The organism is Yersinia rohdei ATCC 43380 (genome assembly GCF_000173775.1).
Classification (GTDB): domain Bacteria; phylum Pseudomonadota; class Gammaproteobacteria; order Enterobacterales; family Enterobacteriaceae; genus Yersinia; species Yersinia rohdei.
In genome coordinates this window covers 1-22,288 of sequence record NZ_ACCD01000009.1, presented here as the reverse complement: position 1 = coordinate 22,288, position 22,288 = coordinate 1, and the positions used below count along the sequence as shown (strand labels likewise).

Below are 22,288 nucleotides of genomic sequence, written 5' to 3'. Positions count from 1 at the left end.
TCCTATCTCTTTCCTATGAATGATGAAATTACTCGGTTTATCCATATTCTATTTTTTAAGGAGGAGTTAACTCTTATGCCTAGCGTATTTTTAACCAAGGTATCTATTTTATTTTTTTTTCTTCCAAAATAGTTCTGGTCACTGAGTGATTCTTTTGTTTTATATATATAGGGTATATGTATATCGATTTTTCTTTCTAATAGTGATTCAATATCAGTAGTCGCCAACATGCTTTTAGCGACGGGTCTGCTTTCGTTTAAACAGAGTATTAATCTAATTGCTTGTCTATTATCTCTTTTGAAACGGTCATATATTCCAATGAATTCTTTGGCAATACGGACTGACATCATACTGTTATCGAGTAATATAATAATACAATTAGATTGCTCAATATAATCTGTAATATTTTCTTTTGGTATGTTATGAATAGGTTGGTCAAACACAATGAAGTTGTGTTTATTATTGGTTTTTGCATCAACCTCACTTAACTTGTTTTCTTTGCAGCGCATTAAATTGAGGTTTTTATAATATTCAGTTATTTCAGTACTCATTTTCTTTTCTACAACGAGATCAAGATCTTGTGACCCTTGATTTCCTTGCAATAACAACGTAGGAGTTTTTTTTATTTGTGCTATTTCATTAGCTAAATGAAAACTGAGCAGTGTGGTACCTATCCCACCTTTACAGCCAAGTACGCTGATGAAAAAGGCTTTTCGATCTGATTCTATCCGAATACCTTTCAGTAGAAGTTGCGTTAGTTCGGCAGACTGTGATTGTATATTTAAATATAATATTCCTTGCTCTGTGAATTGTTGGGCAATGCTGATTGAGTCAATATCACCGACTAATACACACCAACATTCGCGTGGTGTACAGTTCTTTATTAAATCCAATATGTTTTTTATATTGTGATCATTGCCAATATCAATAATTATTCCGATAGTTTGCTCGGGTAAGTTAACTGATGAAACAGTAAGTATATCTTTTTCTATTTCTTTAATATTATTCATGTCAGCTAGTCGTATTTTTTCAGCGACATTATCTATCAACCATTTCCTTTTAGAGATAATAGCAATTGTATTTTTTATCTTGGTATCTTTTTTACTTATTAGGTCTTTATTTGTAATTAATTGCATGTGACACCATTTATACGGGATTTATTCCTGTTGTTATTTACTGCACATCCAACTTCACTATTTCTAAAGCGGCGATAGTCATTAAGGCTATAATTACAAACGGCGTATTTAAATCTGCTGGTGTTACATTTAGGTGCTAAAAATATTTTTTCTTTAATTTTATTGTTTTTTGTCAGTATTAATGAATAATCATTTTCTTCAGGTTGGATGGTTAATGCGGCCTGAGCCATATTGAAGAAAAACATCAAACTCCCTATTATTAAGAATCTCACTTAATAAACCCTCCTTTACGCAGAAATTCTCTGGCAATCGCTTCTCTTTTTGTTTGCATAATAGGTGTAAAGTTAAAAAAACGTTCGAGTGTTGATGCTCGCATAAAATCAGGTAGCTCCACCTCTTGCTCGGTAACGGGATTCACTAAATTTACAGTGGCTATTACGACCAATTCAGTCTGACTTTGTTCTGTTTGTGCATTACGAAAAAATGCACCTAATATAGGTATGTCGCCGATCAGAGGTATTTTTTTTGAGGGACTCCCTTTCGTTACTACTTATGAGGCCGCCCAATATAAAGCTCTCGCCATCGCCTAATTCTAGTGTTGTTGCCGCCTTACGTGTTCTTAGAGAGGGATAAGAATCTCCCCCAGTGACATTGAATGATTTGCCTATACTGCTGACCTCTTCATTTAGCATGATGCGAATACGTTTTTTATCATTCACTTTAGCGCCAATATTTAATTTGATACCAAACTCTTTATAGTCAATTTTGACACCATTTTGTGACGTACTAGCAATGGGTATTTCACCACCGACTAAAAATGAGGCTGTTTCACCAGATAATACTGAAAGATTAGGCTCGGCTAATACACGTGCAATAGCATCATCATTAATAGCATGTACCAGCGTACTAATTCCTTTTGCATTAAATTGGAAAAATTGAAATGCACCAACATTATTTCCTATTGTGCTCCAGTTTATGCCAATGTTTTCAGTGAAATCTTTAGTGACTTCTGCAATGGTCAACTTAACATTAACTTGATTAGATTGTGGTAATTTTATTTTATTGACTATGCCAGGATAATCGTTGGTATTAATATATTGATTGTCACTACCTTTATTTTTCTTGCTACCAATAGCCTCACCGACAATGTTTACAATAGTATCTCTGGCTTCTTCTGATTCTACTGTTCCGGTTAAAATATAGCTATTTCCTATCTTGCTAATATCTATAATGCTACCTGGGTATTCTGCCTGTATTCTTTTTGTTGCTAAGGTAATGATATTATTGACCATGACGACAGATTTAGTGATCGGTTTATGGTTCTGGTCGAATAAGATAAATTCTGCTACACCTTCATTTTTTGCATAAACAATAACACTGTTTTTACCAACAAGTTCATAGTCTGCAATTGCCGCAGCAGACACAAAAATAGTCTCTATTTCATCCGGGCTATTTATGATATAGGATTCACCAGTAGAGAGATAAATAGGTTTGGCAATGGCTCTGTTTATCGTGATCTGGCAAACAGCAATGATAAGTAAAATAAATAGTGTATTAAAGTATTTTTGGTTTAGTCCAGCTATTTTCATCCTCTTAACTCTCTTGTTGTGCGCAGTTTTGGGATAACATCATATAAATTTCTTGCTCTGCTCTCTTTATCATCTGGTTTATAACTTGGTGTTAGAAATATATCACCTGACTTTTCCACTATATGTAGTACATCGAGATCTTCTGTTTTTATTATAACGTCAATATAACCTGCTGATGCATTTTCAGTCTTTTGATTATTGTATTTTTTTTCTGATAATTCTCTTTCTGAGTGCTTTTTTATTCTTATTATTTTTACGCCGGTGATTATTTCATTTAATGAATAACTCTGTTTTTTTCTGTTATTCATGCTGTTGCTTTCAATTACAGTACCATTCTCCATTCCTTTATTATTATCTATCTCCAGAGCTCTTAATTGAAACGAGACGACATCACCGATTTGCAGGGTGTCCAATAAATATTCATCTTGTTGTTTGATGTTAAACTTATAAATTATTTGACCTTGCTGTAAATTATGATAGTTAAATTCATCACTATCAGGTGAGACTAACATATCCTGAGTGATATAAGATCCTGCAAGTATATTGTGTTTTAGCAAGTAACTATCAATGTTAGGTATTGCTGAAATGTCATCTTTTATCAGTTTACTTGATTGAGGAACTGCTGATTTTTTTATGGAATAATCCATTTTTGTTAATAGGGAACCAGAGGGTAAATCATGTGTGGCTTGTGCCAGAACAATGGCAATTTCCTTTTCTATATTCGGTTTTATTAATTCACCTTCTTTTTTATTACTATCCCCATAACCTGACAATATACCAGTGGTGCCTATTGCGATAATAAGAAGAGATACTAATAAAAGGAACTTACGATTCATAATCATAACCTCGTGTTGTTCTGAAGTACTGTGCTTTTTCTTATGAGAATAGTGACAATAAGAAACCGCCAGAAATTGCTACAGCGTAGGGAACCCCTCTCTGTTGAATATCATCTCGGTTGATTAACATACCTATTATCATCACTACACCACCCATTATTGCAGTATAGAGAATGAAATTGAGTGATTGACCGGAATTTAGAGTCAATAACAATACAGCGATTAACTTAACGTCACCGCCACCAATAAAATTAAAGTGAAATATAATATATCCGGTGAGTAGTGCTATCAGCGGAATCACAATGCTTACCGTATTGTAGGTGATAAAACTTAAAACCAATGCAGTGATAGCGATAGTGACTACAAATTTATTGCTAATAATTCGATAACGAATATCGCTGTAGCAAATTAGCAGTAATTGCATCACTAAAAATGTAATTAATAATGATTGAAATATATTCAATGCTATTCCTGACTTATGTAGATAACATAGCAACTTAAGGTTGCTATGTTATAGTTTAAATCTAATTTACTTATTATGCATTACCCGGTATTACACTTAGGCCGGTGTTACACTTTTCTTTGCAGCAGCAACTAAGTCAGTAACCAAAGCTTGCAATGTAGGCGAGGCAGCAGTAATAAGAACACCCGCCAGAGCAATAATCATCACGTATTCAATAATAGAACCGCGATTATCTTTCATAAACTCTTGGGTTTTAACTTGAGCAGTAACATAGCCTTTAGTGATTAAGTTCATCATGATTTATTTTCCTTGTTAAATGTGTTGGGATTATCCCGTTATAGTAAATTAAGTATCTATTTTGTCTCTCTACTCTACTACCCGAATTGATATGTTGTTATGTTCGCCTCGTTCGTAGTGGTAGCTATTTAACAGTTTTTTTTTCCGAGAGACCTTTTTACTATCATCATTTAGTCTTGTTAAATCACATTTATTACAGAGGCATCATTAAGATGCCGGGTTATTACCATTGAATAAGATAATAATGATTAAGACTGAGAGGAATGAGAGCCAACAAAAAGAAAAAAATGCGAGTAAAGAAATTAATTTTTTCCAACCATGACTCTGGAGAAAATTGTGCTTAATTTGAGCATGAGGAACCGCTGTTGGCGCACTCTTTATTGGTAGCGAAGGCATAGGAATATATGAGGATTCTGGCTCTGTGGTTACTTGCGTATTATCAATACCGCTCTGCGGGCTTTCAATTTCTTTACATGCCGCTATTTGGCTTACTGAGCCAGTGTAGCGCACACCTTTACGTGGAATAGTATGGATGAGAGATTCTTTTAGCCCAACCTGAACGAATGCCTTACGCAACATATAAAGCTGCCCATAGTAACTGCTTTCACTCACTGCTCCGCGCTGTTCCTTCCATACTTGATTGATTATTTCTTCTTTTTCAGTTACCCCATTTAGCAGCAGTTGTAAAAACCTAAGATTATTTTCAGTTAATATTACAACTGAACCATCTGGGCCATTTAAACAACGTTGAGAGGGGGAAAATAGCACTATTCCTTCTAATTTAAACACAATCTCTTTTGTCTCCATATTGACGGCTACCTGTCCTGTAAAAGGTGTCTATTTATTCTTTGAGCACACGATATGTTTCTATCTTGTTATGGGTAAGTCAGACTTACGTCGAGTGAGTATTTCTCTTTAGTATTGTAAGTTTTATGATTTCTTTTTTCCATGCAATGGCAGTATTAAGATTGTTAATTTACCATTTGTTTATGTTTTTTAATTCTCAAAATTTCTCTAACGGCTACCCGCTGTATTCTTGCACGATGTAATTGGGATTAACAAGTCTCTATCTGGCCTTAATATGATATTTGTTATTATTTATTATCACCATTTCTTATATGTTTATTAAATTTTATTGTCACCAAATTTTGGTTATTATACTAGTCTTCTATATTCTGATTTCTTTTATATGTTTTTACATCTTAGTTTGTTAAATATAATATTTGTTATTGGATTGTGTAGGTGAAAATGACGGTCTGAGGTGACTTTCCCGTTAACTTTACGATAAGTTTGTTTTTTTTTGATAATGAATACCTGGCTGATTAATTTAACCGGTCTTGATATTGAGCAGGTAGAGAGATTATGAGAGGGGTGAAAGAGGGCTATCTATGGGTAATGATATTGGCCATTGAGTATCAAATTTGACACAAACTTTGTTCGTATTCTCTTTTCTCAAAAGAATAGCCCTGAGTTCTACCAGATAAAACTCAGGGCCGTGATGATATTTGTTGAGATTAAGCTACTGTTGATGGCCTTTTTTATGTAGCAACATATACACCGCCGGAATAACCAGCATAGAAAGTAGTGGCGCACTGACCATCCCGCCGATCATTGGGGCGGCAATGCGCTGCATTACTTCTGAACCCGCGCCGCCACCCCACATAATAGGCAGCAAACCGGCCATAATCGTGGCGACAGTCATGGCTTTTGGCCGCACCCGCAGTACTGCTCCTTCATGAATTGCGGTTCTCATCTCACTGGCGCTCATAGTGATACCCGGTTGCTGATGTTTTTTGACCGCCTGATTTAGATACAGCACCATGATGACGCCGAACTCTGCCGCAACCCCCGCCAGTGCGATAAAGCCGACGGCGGCGGCAACGGAAAAGTTATATCCCAATCCATAGAGTAACCAGACCCCGCCAATCAGCGCAAAAGGCAGGGTTGTCATGATTAAAGCAGCATCACGGACACTGCTGAATGTCACATACAGCAACACGAAAATGATCGCCAGTGTCACCGGCAGCACAATTTTCAGTTTGGCGGTTGCCCGCTCCAGATATTCAAATTGCCCCGACCAACTGAGTGAAATGCCCTCCGGCAGTTTTATTTGCTGGGCGACGGCTTGTTGCATCTCGGTGACCGCTGATTTCAGATCCCGCCCACGTAAATCGACATAAACCCAATCCGACAGCCGCGCGTTTTCACTTTTTAGCATCGGCGGGCCTTCTGCCACCTTGATATCCGCCAATTCTGATAATGCCACTTGCCCGCCACTGGCGGTGACTACCGGCAAATCACGCAATTTCTGTAGTGAATCACGAATCTCCCGGGGATAACGCAGATTTATGGGATAGCGTTCGCGCCCTTCAATGGTTTCGCCAATGTTTTGCCCACCAATCACCGTGGCCACCAGCGATTGCAACTCTTTGACTGAGACGCCATAGCGGGCGGCGCGTTTGCGGTCGATATCAATATCCACATAGCGGCCATCAGCCAGCCGCTCAGACAGAGCCGAAGTTACGCCCGGTACTTTGCGCACCACCTGCTCAATTTGCTGTGCCACTTGCTCAATCTGATGCACATCTTTGCCATTGACCTTAATGCCAACCGGGCTTTTGATGCCGGTCGATAGCATGTCCAGCCGGTTGCGGATCGGCGGCACCCACAGATTGGCAATGCCAGGGACATTGACGGTCGCGTCCAGCTCCTCAATCAATTTTGTCATGGTCATTCCCGGCCGCCATTGATCTTTGGGTTTAAACCTAATCGTGGTTTCGATCATGGTGAGTGGGGCGGGATCCGTGGCAGTTTCTGCTCGACCGGCTTTACCAAATACGGTGTCGACTTCCGGCACTGTTTTTATCAGGCGATCAGTTTGTTGCAGCAAATAGCTGGCTTCCCGCACGGAAATCCCTGGTAAGGTTGAGGGCATATACAGTAAATCGCCTTCATCCAGGGCGGGCATAAATTCGCTGCCTAAGCGGCTGAGTGGGTACAGAGTTGCGAGTAACAACATGCCCGCAATCACCAACGTGGTTTTCGGCCGTGCCAATACCGCGGTTAACACCGGGTGATACAGGGCGATTAGCCAGCGGTTAATGGGGTTGGCATTTTCGTCAGGAATCTTTCCGCGAATAAAATAGCCCATTAATACAGGGACTAAGGTGATGGCTAGCCCTGCGGAAACCGCCATAGCATAGGTTTTGGTGAAGGCCAGTGGGGAAAACATTCGCCCCTCTTGCGCCTGTAAGGTAAATACCGGAATAAATGATAAGGTGATAATCAGTAAGCTGCAAAAGAGTGCCGGGCCGACTTCAATTGCCGCCTGCTCTGAAATGTGCCAATAATCCTTGCTGGCTGGAACCTGCCCAGGGTTATCTCGTCGCCATTGTTCCAATACTTTGTGCATGTTTTCAATCATGACAATGGCGGCATCCACCATAGCGCCAATAGCGATGGCGATACCGCCCAATGACATAATGTTGGCATTAACCCCCTGATAATGCATGACAATAAAGGCACCAAGGATCCCCAGTGGCAGGGTGATAATGGCCACCAGTGCCGAGCGGAAATGGAATAAAAATAGCGAACAGATGATTGCGACGACTAAAAATTCTTCCAGCAATTTAAATGACAAGCTGTCGATGGCCTGAGTAATCAGCTGCGAGCGGTCATAAACCGGCACGATTTCTACCCCTGCGGGTAAATTTTGCTGAATCTGTTGCAGCTTTTCTTTCACGGCATTGATAGTTTCCAGGGCATTTTTGCCATAGCGCATCACAATGATGCCGCCAGCGACTTCCCCTTCACCATTCAGTTCGGCAACCCCGCGCCGCATCTCTGGCCCCATACGCACGGTGGCAACATCTGACAGCAAAATAGGAATGCCATCGCGGGCGGTGATCACGATATTCCTAAAATCTTCCGGTGTTTTCAGGTAGCCGCTGGCCCGCACCATATATTCAGCCGCGCCCATTTCCAACACGGAACCGCCACCTTCTTGATTGCTGTCGGTAATGGCGCTGGCAATTTGCTGATGAGAGAGATTCAGAGCCCGCATTCTTTCAGGGTCGAGAACCACTTGATACTGGCGCACCATGCCGCCAACACTGGCAACTTCCGAGACATTCGGTACGGTTTTCAGCTCAAATTTTAGTGTCCAATCCTGTAATGCGCGCAGATCCGCCAGACTCTGCTTGCCGGTTTTATCAATTAAGGCATATTCATAAATCCAGCCGACGCCGGTGGCATCCGGCCCCAGTGAGGCCTTGGCCTCGGCGGGCAGAGTGGATTGCACCTGGCTGAGGTATTCCAGTACTCTGGATCGCGCCCAGTAGGGGTCGGTTCCATCATCAAAAAGCACATAAACGTAGGCGTCGCCGAACATCGAAAAGCCGCGCACTGTTTTGGCACCCGGCACTGACAGCATGGTGGTGGTCAGCGGGTAAGTGACTTGATCTTCCACCACTTGTGGCGCTTTGCCGGGATAACTGACCCGAATAATGACTTGGGTATCCGACAGATCCGGCAGGGCATCCAGCGGTGTTTGCTGCAAAGACCAGATTCCCCAAGCGGCCATCATCACCGCCCCCAGCAGCACCAATAGCCGGTTACGTAGTGACCAGCGGATAATGGCAGCAATCATAAGTGGCTCCCATGAATATCCGTGTTGTGATTGGTTTTCACTGGTTGGATCTGGCGGATCTGCGCCCCTGCTTCATTCAAGGTGAAGGTAAAATTAACCTGACTGCCGACGGTGATTTCCGGAGATAAATCACCCGGTGGCAGCAGGAAATCCATGGTCATTGCCCCCCATTTCAAGGCGGCGATGGGGCCATGAGACAAGGTAATAGTTGTGCCACTAATGGCGTTGACTTCCCCTTGTACCGAGTAAATATCAGCAGGTTTTTTTGCCTTATTATCTGCATTTGTATCAACATCGGCCGCCAATGCCGGCATGTCATCCATTTGTGGTAAGGCACTTTGCAAACTGGCTTCCGAATCAATCAGGAATTGCCCGGATGTCACGACAAGTTGGCCGTGACTGAGCCCGGATTTAATTTCTACCCAGCCGTCCTGAGTCTGCCCGGCACTGACTTCGACTGGCTTAAAGTGGCCATTGCCTTCTGCCAGCAACACGCGGTTGCGGTTGCCGCTCATCAGTAAAGCTTCCTGTGGAATGGCCAGCACCGGTGCCAAATTATCAGTGGGGGCAGATTGCACATTCAGGTACATACCCGGTTTCAGTTTTTGTTGTGGGTTTTCTAGCTGGATCCGTGCTTTTAAGGTGCGGGTCGCAAGATCCATATTGGGCAATAACTCACTGACTTTGCCTTGGAAAGTTTCGCCGGGCCAACTGGCGGTGGTGGCGGCTATGGTGCTGCCTATCTTGACGACATTGGCTTGAGATTGCGGATAATCCACCAGGATCCACACCGAGTCGAGACTGGCGAGCTCGAACAGGGATTGGGTGGCGGTGACTTGTGCTCCGGCGCGAATATCCAGTTTATTCACATAGCCATTGGCGGGGGAGAACAGTGTCACTCTGGTTTGCGGCTGACCCCTTTTTTCTACACTGCGGATCACGGCTTCCGGCATAAATTGCAGCTGTAGCCGTTGGCGGGCGGCGGCGGTGAGCTGGTTATCACCTAATTGACGGATTGCCAAATATTCCTGCTGAGCAGCACTCCAGTCTGGCACCCATAACTGGGCCAAAGGCTGATTTTTGGTGACCAGCTGCTGATTTGCCCGCACATATAATTGCTCAATAATGCCATTAGCCCGCGCGGCAATGACCTGCACACTGCGTTCATCGGTTGCCACTGTGCCATAACCCGTCAGGCGATAATCGAGCGCGCGCATTTCTGCGGGGGCGGTGCGCACCCCCAGATTTTGTTGCTGGCGGGCGCTGATGGTCACGCCGCCATCTTCCACCGTTTCACCGGCATAACGCGGTACCAGTTCCATATCCATAAAAGGTGATTTTCCCGGCTGATCAAAACGCTGACCGGGGGACATAGGGTCGTACCAATAAAGCACTTTGCGGCTGTGTTCTGCCGTGGCATCAGGGCTGGTGGTGGAGGTGACCGGTGACGCCGGTTTGCCCAAGAGATAGCCAGCAAGGCCACTGACCACCGCGACGGCCAGCAAAGTCAGACTTAATGATTTTTTCATTGCACTACCTCCTGCGGAGTCAGATAACGGATGGCAGCCCAAGTGCGGGCTAGTTCCCGAGCGGCATTGCTGGTATTCAGTTGGCTGTCGAGCAGGGCGCGACGGGCTTCCAATACATTACTTAAATCGCTCTTATTGGCCTGATATTGCGCCATAATTAAATTAACTCGCTGTTTTTGCAGGGGTAAAACTTCATTGGTTTGCCGCTGCCATAACTGCTGTGTGGCCTGATATTGCGCCAATAGGGTATCGAGCTGCGCCCGGTGGTCACGGGTCAGTAAGGTCAGTTGGTCATTGGCCTCCATTGAGCGCGAGACATCGGCGGCATAGTCTTTATCTTGACGTTGTGAGCGAAACAGCGGCAGGTCGACGGTGACCATGACTCCGGCCATATCCTCATATTCTTCTGCGCGTTTGCCGTAATAGACCTCAATGCCGATATCCGGCGTGGCCGCAATCGCCGACTGTGCTGAGCGGGCTTTCGCCACTTCGGCTTCACGGCTGGCGAGCAAAATTTCCGGGTGCTGGTTGATGCCATCGCGCAAGGCGGTTATCTCTGCGGGCAGGCGGGAGAAAGGCGGCAATGGGCCAGTGATATGCTGGACGTCAATGCCGGTCAGTTGTGTCAGTTGGGTTTGTGCCAAAGCCACATCGCGTTGCGCGGTAGTTAACCTATCTTGCATGGCAGAGAGTGTCAGGCGCGCATCCAGCACTGAGCTGGGTAATGCGCCACCACTGGCGACACCGGCTCGTTGCAGCCCAACTTGTTTTTCGCTCTCTTGCACCAAAACCTTGGCATCTCTTACCGCCTGCTCAGTCAGTGCCAGATCCAGCCAAGCTTGCGCGGTTTCTTTTTGAAGCCGGGTGCGGATAGTTTCGCTACCCGCCGCTGTTTTACGGGCTTCTGCATTCAGGGTATCGGCTTTTCTTTGCCGCTTATCGCTACTGACATAATCCTGCATAAAACCAATTCGCTGCATTGTCATGCCCTCGCGGGTAAAGCGGCGAGCATTACTGCCGCCAACTGGCAGGTTTTCAATACCAAATTTCAGTTTAGGATCAGGAAGTTGGGTGGCAGAGTCGGCCATGTTTTCTAGCGCATTAACCTGATGTTGATTGGCTGATAATTCAGCCGAGTATTGCTGCGCCGAAGCCAGCGCTTGCGCCAGTGTGATATCTGCTGCATGGCTGGTGGCGGGCAAACTGAGCGCTGTCGCCCATAACAGGCGAGCCAATCTTAAACGCAGCGCAGCCGTCGGCCACACCGGCAGAGAGTGCTTCAATAAAGGATTCATTATGACTCCGCCTTATGGCTGCTGCGCTGAAATCGCGGTGAGCTGATAACCTTGTTCGGTCTGGCGAAAGCTGAATGCAACTGGTGCGCCCACCGGCAGTGGGGCGGCAATCAGGTTATCCGGCAGGTCGAATGTCATGGTCATCGGCGGCCAATTGAGGGCTGAAATAGCACGATGGGCAATAGAGACGCTGGCTGCATTCCAGGCTTTTATCTGCCCAGTAGAGTGATAGCTGTTGGTGTCAGTGGCGGCAGCATCGGCCATCATTGCCCGGTGGTTATGGGCCATCGGCATGTCGCCGGTTGTTGGCGCGCTGGCAGCAAACAGGGAAGAGGAGAAAAACACCGCAGTGCAGAGCAGAATGCCCGCAGTGGCGGAAATAGCGCGAGATAAGGTATTCATAGGAATAGCTCCAAAACATAAAATAATCACGACACGCAAAAATTGCATGAATAATGTGGTTAAAAATGTCCGGATCTATTCTCTAAATCGACAGAAAACGATTTCAGTAGGAGGGCCGACAATGGGTGGGGTAAACCAGCCAAGGCGGGAAGTTCGTGGTGTTTGCGCCCGTTCCGCCAACACTAATTCGGTCTGGGTCGGCAAGGCGGCCAACACCAGCATCCCACTGTCAGACTGGACGGCATCTGGGATACAGTGTTTTTCACACAGTGAATTTTGCGCCTGACCATGTGACATATCCATCATCGAGGGCATGGCGTGCTGTAAATGCCCTTGATGCTGGGTAAAGACCGGTGAAGCTGTGGGGGTAATATCGCACTGATGGCCGGCCACCGCCAATTGCGCATTCAGAATAAACCAGCAGGCAACCAACAGCATCCCGCACAGGCGCTTTTTATTGGCGCGCATCCGGTGTATCAGCTGTGATATTCCCTGCAATGCTGGCATGTTTACCCTGAATCAGTGGCGGGATGGAATAATACTGACAGCAAGTATAAGGCTATCTCCCTGTTTTTAGAATGGTTTTATCGGGTTGCATTGAATGATATGAAAGGTTGCTAAAAGGTTAGTTGGCTGAATTTATTCGACTTATTTTTGAGCTAAGAGCCAAAATCCCCTGGGCTGAGGTGAAAATTTACTTATCTTTAAATAAGTTTGCGCTAAAACTCGCACCAGCCAAAACCGGTGCAGGGGAAATGTCAGTTATCCTTACCCCGCAATCGCCGACTGTCGCGGTGACAACACGGCTGCTGCCATAGAAACACGCCGCCATTGGCAACTTATTCTTTGATAAACTCGCCGTGATCAGATGTGTATTTGTGCGAAGATAGGGCGCTAGACTTAGGTAATAAAATCAAGAGGATTGAGTGTGGGCCAGACAAATAAATACCCGGATAGTCAGCAACTGCTGGCTTCGTCTTTGGCGGGCAGTGACTCATGGTGGCAGCAGATAGCGCAATGGGGAACACCGCTGGTGGAGCCACTCGAAACTGGCAAAGTAAAGCTGACTTTCCTGTGGCGCGACCGGCAGGGAAAGGTGAGCAATTCTGTTGATAGCCGGGTTTATATTGACGTCAATGGCGTGACAGACCACCACAGTGTTAATCCGGAAGCTCTCCAGCGCTGGGGGCAAACGGATGTTTGGTATTGGCAGACGGAAGTAGAAGCTGATTTTCGTGGCAGTTATTGCTTTATCCCCGTCGCCGCCGAGCCATGTTTAAATTTACCACAGGGCACCCCCCAAGAGCGGCGTCAGGCGCAGCGAACTTGGTGGCTTTCATTATTGGCGCAGTCAGAAAACGACCCCTTAAACCTCACGAGTGCCCATCGCAGTTATCGGGGTATGCCGCTTTCTGCGGTGCAGTTAGCGGATGCGTTGGCGCAAAAAGCCTGGCAAGGCATTGATGCCGGGCAACAACTGCCAACCGACGCCAAACGGCTCCAACTGATTAACTGGAACAGCCCACTGTTGGGTAACAGCCGCAAAGTGTGGGTTTATCACACGGTCAGTCAGGCTGGTTTTGAGATGGAAAATAGCGCGCAAAGGCCATTGGCGATTTTGTTGGATGGCCAGTATTGGGCGCAGCAGCAGCCGGTATTTGGGGTGTTAGATAATGAAACTGCGGCCGGTCATTTACCCGCAACTGTGTATGTGCTGATCGACATTATTGACCAGCCGCATCGTTCGAAAGAATTGCCCTGCAATCAGGATTTCTGGCAGGCGCTGCAAACAGAATTATTGCCACAGATTGCCTTGCTGCAACCTTTCACTGAACAAGCCGCGCGCACTCTGGTAGCCGGGCAAAGCTTTGGCGGGTTGGCCTCCTTGTATGCTGGGCTACATTGGCCGCAGCGTTTTGGCTGTGTACTGAGCCAATCCGGTTCCTTCTGGTGGCCAGATGTCGATAATTTGAAAACACTGACGGCGGGGGCCGCCGCTCGCCAAGGTTGGTTAACGGAACAAGTCCATCAAGGGCTGGGGGCTGACCATCCATTGGATATTTTTATGGAGGCTGGCCGCCGTGAAAATGTGATTTATCAGGTTAATGAAGTCATGAGTGAGGCGCTACGCCAAGCCGGGCACCGGTTGCATTATCGTATTTATTCAGGCGGTCACGATGCATTGTGTTGGCGTGGTGGTTTGATTGATGGATTGCACTGTTTATTAGGCGCCAGTTTATTCGGTTCCACTGAGGAAAAATCAGGGCGCGATAACCCATGAAACCCCAGTAAATCGCTATCAACTTACACTAACATGAAAGCTAAAATCGCCCCTTTGGTATCACCAACGGCGTATGTGACACCGGATCCTCAATAATCAAACACGGCATGCCAAACACCTGCTCCACCAGCGCTGCGGTGATGATCTCTCTGGGGTTGCCTTGCGCCACTATCTGCCCATCGCGCATGGCAATAATATGTGTGGCATAGCGGCAGGCGTGATTAAGGTCGTGCAAAACAGCCACCAGCGTATGGTGCTGCTGCTGATTAAGTTCGCTAAATAACTCAAGTAAATCAATTTGATGGGCGATATCCAAATAAGTGGTTGGCTCATCTAGCAGCAGCAATGGTGTTTGCTGCGCCAATACCATTGCTATCCACACCCGCTGGCGCTGCCCGCCAGATAATGCATCCACCGGCCGGTCTGCCAGCTCCGTCACCCCAGTGGCTTGCATAGCATTGCTGACCGCCAGTTGGTCGGTTTGTGTCCACTGCTGTAACAATTTCTGATGGGGATAGCGGCCACGCGCCACTAAATCCAACACACTGATGCCGTCCGGCGCTTGCGAGCTTTGTGGCAATAATCCTAACTGGCGCGCAACCTGGCGGGTATCAATGCTGGCAATATTCTTACCATCTAAAATCACCTGGCCTGCCAGCGGTTTTAGCAAGCGGCTTAAGGCGCGCAGCAAGGTGGATTTCCCGCAGGCATTGGGGCCGACAATAACTGTAAATTCACCATCAGGAATGGCGACAGTTAGGTTTTCACTGATTATCTTGCCGTCATAACCTAAGGTCAGGGCCTCGGCCTGTAAACGGGCTGAATTAACAATGCTCATGAACGCCCGGACTCCCGGATTAAAAGCCAAATAAGATATAAACCGCCGATGCTGAATGTCACTATTCCGACCGGCAATTGATTCGGTGAGAAGAGATTTTGGGCGCATAAGTCTGCGCCAATCAATAACAGCGCACCCATCAGAGCCGATGCGGTTAAGGTCACGGAGGGAGTGCCCGCCAGGCGTTTAGCAATCTGCGGTGCGGCGAGCGCGATAAATGAAATTGGCCCGGCGGCGGCGGTGACTGCGGCCATCAAAATCACTCCAATCGCCATCAAACCCAGTCGGGTTCTTTCGACCGGTACGCCCAAGGCGCCGGCGGCATCGTCACCCATTTCCAACAGCGGCAGACGGCGGCTGAGTAGCATTGCCACCCCGGTCGCGATAAAAATAAATATGACTGATGGCAGCCCTTTGGCCCATGTCAGGCCATTGAGTGAACCGGCTCCCCAAGCCGCCGCAGTCATGGCGGATTCCAAGGATGCCGTGATGGTCAGCCAGGTGTTGAAGGCGGTGAGCATCGCGCCAATGGCAATACCGACAATAATTAACCTAAAACCTTGAATTCCCTGGCGGTAAGCCAATAAATACACCGCAACCGCAGATAATAACCCGCCACCCAGGGCGCTGCTGGCTATCTCAAAATAGCTGCCGTTAAATAATATGATTGCTACCAATGCGCCGGTATAAGCACCGGCATTAAAACCAATAATATCGGGGCTGCCCAAGGGGTTGCGCACTAATGATTGAAATATTGCGCCGCTTATCCCCAGTGCGCCGCCGAAAATCAAGGCCATTACCGCCCGAGGTAACCGCCATTGGTTGACGATAATATTGGCCGCTCCGTGGGTGTGACCCAATAGCGCAGCAACCACTTGTTGTGGCGATAGCGACAACGTGCCAATCATTAATGCCAGCAGGGCGGCCAATAAGCAGGCCAGTAGCAGCAAACTGCCCACCACCACACTACGCGGCTGGATGCGCAGATTTATCGGGCCGTCAGGGCGACCAAATAGCCACGGCGACGTTACCGGTTTCATAGTGCGGTCATCCTTTTGTTACTTCGCACCAGCCAGATTAATAATGGCGCACCAATAAATGCCGTCACGACAGAAACGCGCAATTCTCCGGGGACTAAAAAGCGGCCAGCAATATCCGAGACCAATAACAAAATAGGTGTTAGTACCAAAGTGAAAGGCAGCACCCAGCATTGATTCGGCCCGACAATCCAGCGAGCAATATGTGGCACCATCAGGCCGACGAAGGCGATAGGCCCGACGGCGGCGGTGGCCGCGCCGCAGAGTAACGTCACTGTGACCACGGCCCAAAATTGCGTTTGGGCAATATGCGCGCCAATAGCTGCGGCTAAATCTTCGCCCATATGCATGGCATTGAGGGGGCGGGCCAGCAATAAGGCCATCACACTGCCGAGCACAATTGCTGGCGTGACTGCCATCACCACTGACATATTGCGGATATCCAGTGAACCGGCTTGCCAGAAACGCACACTGTCATAGACCTGCGGGTGGGTTAGCGAAATACCTGAAGATATCCCCATTAATACTGCGCCAATTGCCACGCCGGAGAGTGTCAGGCGCAGAGGATTAATCCGCCCGGCCCCCAGTGTTCCCACCCAATACACGGCGAGTGTGGCCATCATGGCCCCAATACAGGCCGCAATCATATAGCCATAAATGGCATGCACACCAAAAACGGTAATGCCGATCACCACCGCAAAACTGGCCCCCGCATTGACACCTAAAATGCCGGGATCAGCCAATGGATTACGAGTCAGCGCCTGAATAACTGCGCCAGATAACCCTAATGCGGCACCCGCAAGCACACCAATTAAGGTTCGGGGAAGCCGAGATTCTAAAATCAACACGCTGTCAGCATGGTGGTGTTGGCCCAGCAAACTCTGCCAGACCACGGAAAAAGGAATAGCTTTAGCCCCCAGCATTAAGCTGGCGGCTATCACGAATATCAATATAACAATGCTGAGCAAGAGCAAAATCCCGCGATGCCGCGGGGCTTTTTCTCCTCGCTGGAGGAGGCGTTTCTGCGATTTCAGTGAGGATGATGTTGATAAATCAGCTGCTGGCATTGTAACTCTTCTTTAACAAATGAGTCTTGTTATTGCTTTGATTATCATTATTATTTGATTGATGCATGTTAGCACGACTTATTATGGGAATGCATAGGCAAAACCCCATCCCAAACAAGATTAATCTGCCCCGGGCAACCACAGCAGGCCATTTGCTGCCGGATTCATGATATTTTAATCCTTAAAGAGCTGGAGGCTTGGCTTTAAACATCCCCTCAATCCGTGCTAACAAATTGCTCGCGCTATAATAATCCAGCCGAAACGTATCATAACCCGCAGCATAAACACGATGGTGTTCAATCGCCGGGATGTGGGCTAAAAACTTATTACTTTTCAATGCATCAATTGCCGGTTGATCGCCAGAAAATAGCAAAATTGTCTCGCCATTAAGGCCTTCAGCCAGCTTCTCACCACCCAGTTGGATGATATCTTTACGATGCCCCATACTGGTGTTGCCTTTCACTGCATCCGGGATCTTGGCCAGAGTAAAACCCAAGTCCTGCAACAATTTCCCTTGAGCTGAAAACTCGGTCCATAAATTAGCGGTGCTGCCAGCCGATTGATAAACAAAGGCTGAAACCGGTTGTGGTGGCAGAGTAATATTCTGCTTTACCTCATTGAGACGATTGGCAAATTTATCAATCACTTGTTGCGCATCTTTTTCATGCCCTGTCGCCTGCCCCAGTACAAGGGCCAATTCTTGCCAGCTTTTGTCATCATAATTAATGACTAATGTGGGGGCAATTACCGACAATTGCTCATACAACTTCAATGCTGAATCGCCGCCAGTGGCAGAAATAATAATTAAATCAGGATCCATACCCGCGACCGCTTCTGCATTTGGCTCGGTGTGATACATCGGCACCAGTTTTCTCGACTGTGCCACATCTGACCACTGGGTAAAGAAACCTTGGTTATCCGCCACTGTGGTATCTGGTACTGTTGCCCCACTGGCAATCACCGGGGCATTGATAGCCAACAAGGTGCCGGTAATGGTAATGCTGGTGGATACAATTCGTATCGGCTGATGGGTCAGTGTCACCGGGCCTTTAGCTGTTTCTACTGTGCGCGACCAGGTCGCAGTGCTGTCATTGGCAGATGAAGGCGCTGGCTTACCTGTTGTTTCTTCAGCAGGTTTACAGCCGGATAAACAGAAAATCAGGGCGAAAAAACCAAAGCTAATAAATCGTGAACGGGATATTTTATGCTGAATATCTAGGGACATAACGACATTTTCTCTGCTGATGAGTCGGCGCTAAGTGAGTGTGTTTATATTTAGCGGATTGATATAAATAAGTGTTAATCATCTCTTTGCATTGATTTGCAATGTGAATGCTGAGCCGTAATTTACCATTCGCGAAAACTAATGATAGTAATTATTATTACAGTTTGTATCTCTGTGAAGGCCAATGTGTGCCACAGCAACCCTGACGAACAGAGTGGTTCTGAAGCCATGCCCGCCAATGCCATCATTTTTGCCGAGAGGTGCCTTGCGGTTTGGCGTTATGCACTTTGACGTAGCTAAATGCATAAAATCACGTTTTCACCAATGCGAGATTTCTGCTCAAAAATAGCTAAAAGAACCTAAAATAATAAATAGATAAATTTCTCTGCATATCATTCCTGTTGGTCTGATATGAATTTTTGTTATTGTTTTATTTATCACGCCAAATCTTATTTAATAAGATATTTAATTCTGTTGTTATATCTGTGGCTAATGACATCTCTGTAATTATATTAATTAATAGCTTTTAAACTTTAATGGTCAATTGACATTATCAGGCTGTATTTATATTCATAATAAATACATATTATGTAGTAAATTCTGATGGTTAGCTGTCATTTGTAATCACAAATCACGATTGTTATTTACATTTTAATAGGCAAAAGCAATCAGTTGATTGTTATTGATCGGTGGTTGTGATCTTTTGTATTGGTTTTGTGCTATTTTGATCATTAATCCTGATAATAATATTCTTATGTGGAAATTATCAGCGATAAACACCTTGAAACCTCAAGGGAATAAACTAAAAATAAAATACAAAGGTATTGACGTGAATTTTCTAAAAAATATCACCATCAGGATGGCGCTATTATCTATTCTTGTTATATTTTTGCTTCTCTGGGGGGGCGTCTCTGCCTTTACATTATTCTCACTTAACCAATTGACGGATTCCCTACAGCAAAGCTCCCATCAACAGAAAAATATTCATATTCTTAACCAGGGTAATGATCAATATTTCCGTGCAGTAACACGTTTAAGTCGTGCCGCAGCTTATCGCCAAGCTGGAGCCATTACAGATGCCGACCGCGAATTAAAGTCGGCAGGTGCAGCACTTAAAATTACTAAAGATGCCCTAGAGAAGTTTACGCAACAATCCCCTAATGGGATGGATAAACAATTGACTGATGACACGATACAACGCTGGTCAACATTATTGAACAAAGGGATTGACCCGATGTTTAAAGCAGTTACAGATAATCGCTTTGAAGATTATAGCCATTTGTTTAACAACGTTTATCCTTCATTTAGCCGCGAGTTTGGGGCGGCAATAGATAAATACAACTCTAAGGCTAATGAAGAAACTGAAGCTGCAAATATACAAGTTCATTTATTAGTAAAATGGTGCGAATGGGCATTACTGGCTGCATTAATTGCTGGGGGCATCATTTTACTCTTTACTGACCGCTATATTGTCAATTATCTGGTGCAACCACTCAATGCGATTAAATCGCACTTTAAACTCTTGGCTGAAGGGCAGTTAGGCCACCCTATGACAGAGTTCGGTCGTAACTGTGTTGGGCAATTAATACCTTATTTACGTGAGATGCAAAATAGCCTGGTAAATACAGTATCAACCATCCGCAATAGCACCGATGCTATTTATACCGGCGCAGGTGAAATAGCCGCGGGTAATGCAGATCTCTCTTCGCGTACGGAACAACAAGCAGCAGCATTGGAAGAAACAGCGGCAAGTATGGAGCAGCTTAATGCGACTGTTAAACAGAATGCAGAGAATGCTCATCAGGCCAGTAAATTGGCGGAAAATGCGTCTATCACGGCGCAAAATGGCGGAAAAATTGTCAATAATGTGGTCGAGACCATGAGCAGTATTACTGAAAGCTCGCGCCGCATTGCGGATATTATTGGTGTAATAAACAGCATTGCTTTTCAGACCAATATTTTAGCATTAAATGCGGCAGTGGAAGCGGCAAGAGCTGGGGAACAGGGGCGTGGTTTTGCCGTGGTCGCCAGCGAAGTCCGCAATTTGGCTCAGCGTAGTGCTCAGGCGGCTAAGGAAATTGAAGGACTTATTAGTGAATCGGTATCACGGGTCAATATAGGGTCTCAACAAGTCTCAGAGGCTGGAAAAACGATGAGCACTATTGTTCAGGCGGTCACCAATGTGACTGATATTATGGGGGAAATTGCTTCAGCTTCTGATGAGCAGAGCCGAGGGATAGGCCAAATTGGTCAGGCGGTCGCAGAAATGGACGGGGTTACGCAACAAAATGCCTCCTTGGTGCAAGAATCTGCCGCCGCCGCCGCTTCTCTTGAAGAGCAGGCCCGCCAATTGACGCAGGCTGTTGCTGTTTTTAATCTATCGAACAATATATAAGTTGCTTGATAGAGATGAACTTAGCGAAAAAATTTAAGTATTACGAATAATTATCGTAATAAAGTATTGCCCTAATAATAGTATGGATAAACGCCCCCTATTTGTGCTAAATGCCAAACACGAATAGGGGATTGGCATTGCCTGCTAAAGATTTTTTATCATAAAAACGATATAATAAGTGCGTTTAAGAATCGTCTATTAATAATAAAAATACACTTCTCATTAGGTTAATAATAAATATGGCTATTTTTCGCGGTATTTTGTTTCTATTGATGATGATTATCTCATCATCATCTTTTGCCATTAACTGTCAACGTGCAACAACGCCGGTCGAGTACACTGTATGCGGTAATGAAGATTTACATTGGCTAGACCAGACATTCAGTGGCATTTATCAAGCAATGTTAGTGAAATATGATACTGAAACTGTCTATCAGCAACGGCGAGAATGGGCGAAGGCTCTTAATAGTTGTACCAGTAACAGTTGCATCCAGCGTGCCTATTTTCAAGGCATTGCGTCTATGTCTGATATTGACAAGAATTTTAACTGGAACGGCCAATGGTGGAATGTGACCAAAGGAAATGACCGTGGCGGTGTTATTAAAATAACTCGGGTTACAGACTGGGGATTTAGTATTGATAGCCATGCATGGTCAGGGGAGAACTCGGGTCATTTTATGGCAGAAGCACGGAAAGTCGAAGGATTAGCCGTGGTTGACCTGATTGAAAATACCGCCAGTTGCCGATTATTGTTGATCCCGATAAAAGACGGTTCAATGCAAGTACACAGCAACGGAAGTTGGGGTTGCCGTATTTCGATGCCAAAAGATGTTTTCATTGACGGCCAATATGTTCGAGCAGAAAAAGATCCCCGCCCAGCGCCAAACTTGCTGAATATTGGCATCTTTACAGATGCAGCCATTGATAAATCATTTCGCGATTTAGTCGGTAAAAATTATGATCAATTTGTCGCTTCAGCCAATGTCTATCTATATATCAATGATAAAGATAACCGAGGCGCAAAAGTGTTATCTACCTGGGTCAGAGGTGCAGCGAATAAACGGGCATCGATAATTATGTACAATCGCATAGGCCAAATATGGGCCGCCTACGTCGCACCAGAAAAAAATGGAAGTTTGCGAGTCCACTACTTTACTAATGTGCCGGAAAATAAAGAGAAAAGACCAAAGACTATTATGGAGTGGCAGCAGACGTTTATTGATAATTAAACCCTGCGTTCTTGATGCTAC

18 protein-coding genes and 1 pseudogene are annotated in these 22,288 nt (G+C 45.5%); 3 read left to right on the top strand and 16 right to left on the bottom strand.

From position 1 onward, the window contains the following. Nucleotides 1-2: 2 nt before the first annotated feature. The 12 genes and pseudogenes from YROHD0001_RS09920 to YROHD0001_RS09970 form a co-directional block, all read right to left on the bottom strand. On the bottom strand, nt 3-1,136 hold the full coding sequence (locus YROHD0001_RS09920) for a CpaE/TadZ family protein (protein ID WP_032816758.1): 1,134 nt from the start codon (nt 1,134-1,136) through the stop codon (nt 3-5). Beyond that, on the bottom strand, nt 1,127-1,381 hold the full coding sequence (locus tag YROHD0001_RS09925; protein ID WP_004714473.1) for a hypothetical protein: 255 nt from the start codon (nt 1,379-1,381) through the stop codon (nt 1,127-1,129). Before YROHD0001_RS09925 ends, YROHD0001_RS09920 begins: the two co-directional genes overlap by 10 nt. 23 nt (nt 1,382-1,404) lie before the next feature. Continuing rightward, nucleotides 1,405-2,725 (bottom strand): annotated as a pseudogene (locus YROHD0001_RS20290) (type II and III secretion system protein family protein). Further along, nucleotides 2,722-3,561 (bottom strand): hypothetical protein, encoded by an 840-nt coding sequence (locus YROHD0001_RS09930; protein WP_032816755.1) that lies wholly within the window; start codon nt 3,559-3,561, stop codon nt 2,722-2,724. The pseudogene YROHD0001_RS20290 and the gene YROHD0001_RS09930 overlap by 4 nt, the downstream one beginning before the upstream one ends. Nucleotides 3,562-3,601: 40 nt before the next feature. Next, nucleotides 3,602-4,024, bottom strand: a complete 423-nt coding sequence (locus tag YROHD0001_RS09935) for an A24 family peptidase (protein ID WP_004714469.1) — start codon at nt 4,022-4,024, stop codon at nt 3,602-3,604. A gap of 96 nt (nt 4,025-4,120) precedes the next feature. Next, nucleotides 4,121-4,321: a hypothetical protein gene (locus YROHD0001_RS09940; RefSeq protein WP_004714468.1), complete on the bottom strand. Its 201-nt coding sequence runs from the start codon at nt 4,319-4,321 to the stop codon at nt 4,121-4,123. A gap of 207 nt (nt 4,322-4,528) precedes the next feature. Continuing rightward, a complete protein-coding gene (locus YROHD0001_RS09945; protein WP_004714467.1) occupies nt 4,529-5,128 on the bottom strand; it encodes a winged helix-turn-helix domain-containing protein in 600 nt (199 codons plus the stop codon). A 712-nt stretch (nt 5,129-5,840) separates the two neighbouring features. Continuing rightward, a complete protein-coding gene (locus tag YROHD0001_RS09950; RefSeq protein ID WP_032816752.1) occupies nt 5,841-8,969 on the bottom strand; it encodes an efflux RND transporter permease subunit in 3,129 nt (1,042 codons plus the stop codon). Continuing rightward, nucleotides 8,966-10,498 (bottom strand): efflux RND transporter periplasmic adaptor subunit, encoded by a 1,533-nt coding sequence (locus tag YROHD0001_RS09955; RefSeq protein ID WP_032816751.1) that lies wholly within the window; start codon nt 10,496-10,498, stop codon nt 8,966-8,968. The genes YROHD0001_RS09950 and YROHD0001_RS09955 overlap by 4 nt, the downstream gene beginning before the upstream one ends. Continuing rightward, entirely contained in the window at nt 10,495-11,793 is a 1,299-nt protein-coding gene (locus tag YROHD0001_RS09960) for a TolC family protein (RefSeq protein ID WP_004714464.1), read from the bottom strand. The genes YROHD0001_RS09955 and YROHD0001_RS09960 overlap by 4 nt, the downstream gene beginning before the upstream one ends. A gap of 12 nt (nt 11,794-11,805) precedes the next feature. Then, on the bottom strand, nt 11,806-12,195 hold the full coding sequence (locus YROHD0001_RS09965) for a copper-binding protein (protein ID WP_004714463.1): 390 nt from the start codon (nt 12,193-12,195) through the stop codon (nt 11,806-11,808). Nucleotides 12,196-12,270: 75 nt separating this feature from the next. Then, nucleotides 12,271-12,672: a hypothetical protein gene (locus YROHD0001_RS09970; protein WP_049616104.1), complete on the bottom strand. Its 402-nt coding sequence runs from the start codon at nt 12,670-12,672 to the stop codon at nt 12,271-12,273. Nucleotides 12,673-13,123: 451 nt separating this feature from the next. Between YROHD0001_RS09970 and fes the strand changes: the two genes are divergently transcribed. Then, nucleotides 13,124-14,476, top strand: a complete 1,353-nt coding sequence (gene fes / locus YROHD0001_RS09975; RefSeq protein WP_004714460.1) for an enterochelin esterase — start codon at nt 13,124-13,126, stop codon at nt 14,474-14,476. 40 nt (nt 14,477-14,516) lie between these two features. Here the strand turns inward: fes and YROHD0001_RS09980 are convergent, their stop codons facing one another. From YROHD0001_RS09980 to fepB, 4 genes are all read right to left on the bottom strand, one after another. Further along, a complete protein-coding gene (locus tag YROHD0001_RS09980; protein WP_032816750.1) occupies nt 14,517-15,314 on the bottom strand; it encodes an ABC transporter ATP-binding protein in 798 nt (265 codons plus the stop codon). Next, a complete protein-coding gene (gene fepG, locus YROHD0001_RS09985; RefSeq protein WP_032816748.1) occupies nt 15,311-16,354 on the bottom strand; it encodes an iron-enterobactin ABC transporter permease in 1,044 nt (347 codons plus the stop codon). Before fepG ends, YROHD0001_RS09980 begins: the two co-directional genes overlap by 4 nt. Further along, nucleotides 16,351-17,418, bottom strand: coding sequence for a Fe(3+)-siderophore ABC transporter permease (fepD, locus tag YROHD0001_RS09990; RefSeq protein ID WP_004714457.1), 1,068 nt, complete (start codon nt 17,416-17,418; stop codon nt 16,351-16,353). The genes fepG and fepD overlap by 4 nt, the downstream gene beginning before the upstream one ends. Nucleotides 17,419-17,599: 181 nt before the next feature. Then, a complete protein-coding gene (gene fepB / locus YROHD0001_RS09995) occupies nt 17,600-18,643 on the bottom strand; it encodes a Fe2+-enterobactin ABC transporter substrate-binding protein (protein ID WP_004714456.1) in 1,044 nt (347 codons plus the stop codon). An 829-nt stretch (nt 18,644-19,472) separates the two neighbouring features. Here fepB and YROHD0001_RS10000 point away from each other — a divergent pair. Together YROHD0001_RS10000 and YROHD0001_RS10005 are read left to right on the top strand one after the other, a co-directional pair. Continuing rightward, the gene (locus YROHD0001_RS10000; protein ID WP_032816820.1) at nt 19,473-21,038 is read left to right on the top strand and encodes a methyl-accepting chemotaxis protein; all 1,566 of its coding nucleotides are present in this window, start codon (nt 19,473-19,475) and stop codon (nt 21,036-21,038) included. A gap of 239 nt (nt 21,039-21,277) precedes the next feature. Then, a complete protein-coding gene (locus YROHD0001_RS10005) occupies nt 21,278-22,267 on the top strand; it encodes a lysozyme inhibitor LprI family protein (RefSeq protein WP_004714453.1) in 990 nt (329 codons plus the stop codon). Nucleotides 22,268-22,288: the final 21 nt, after the last annotated feature.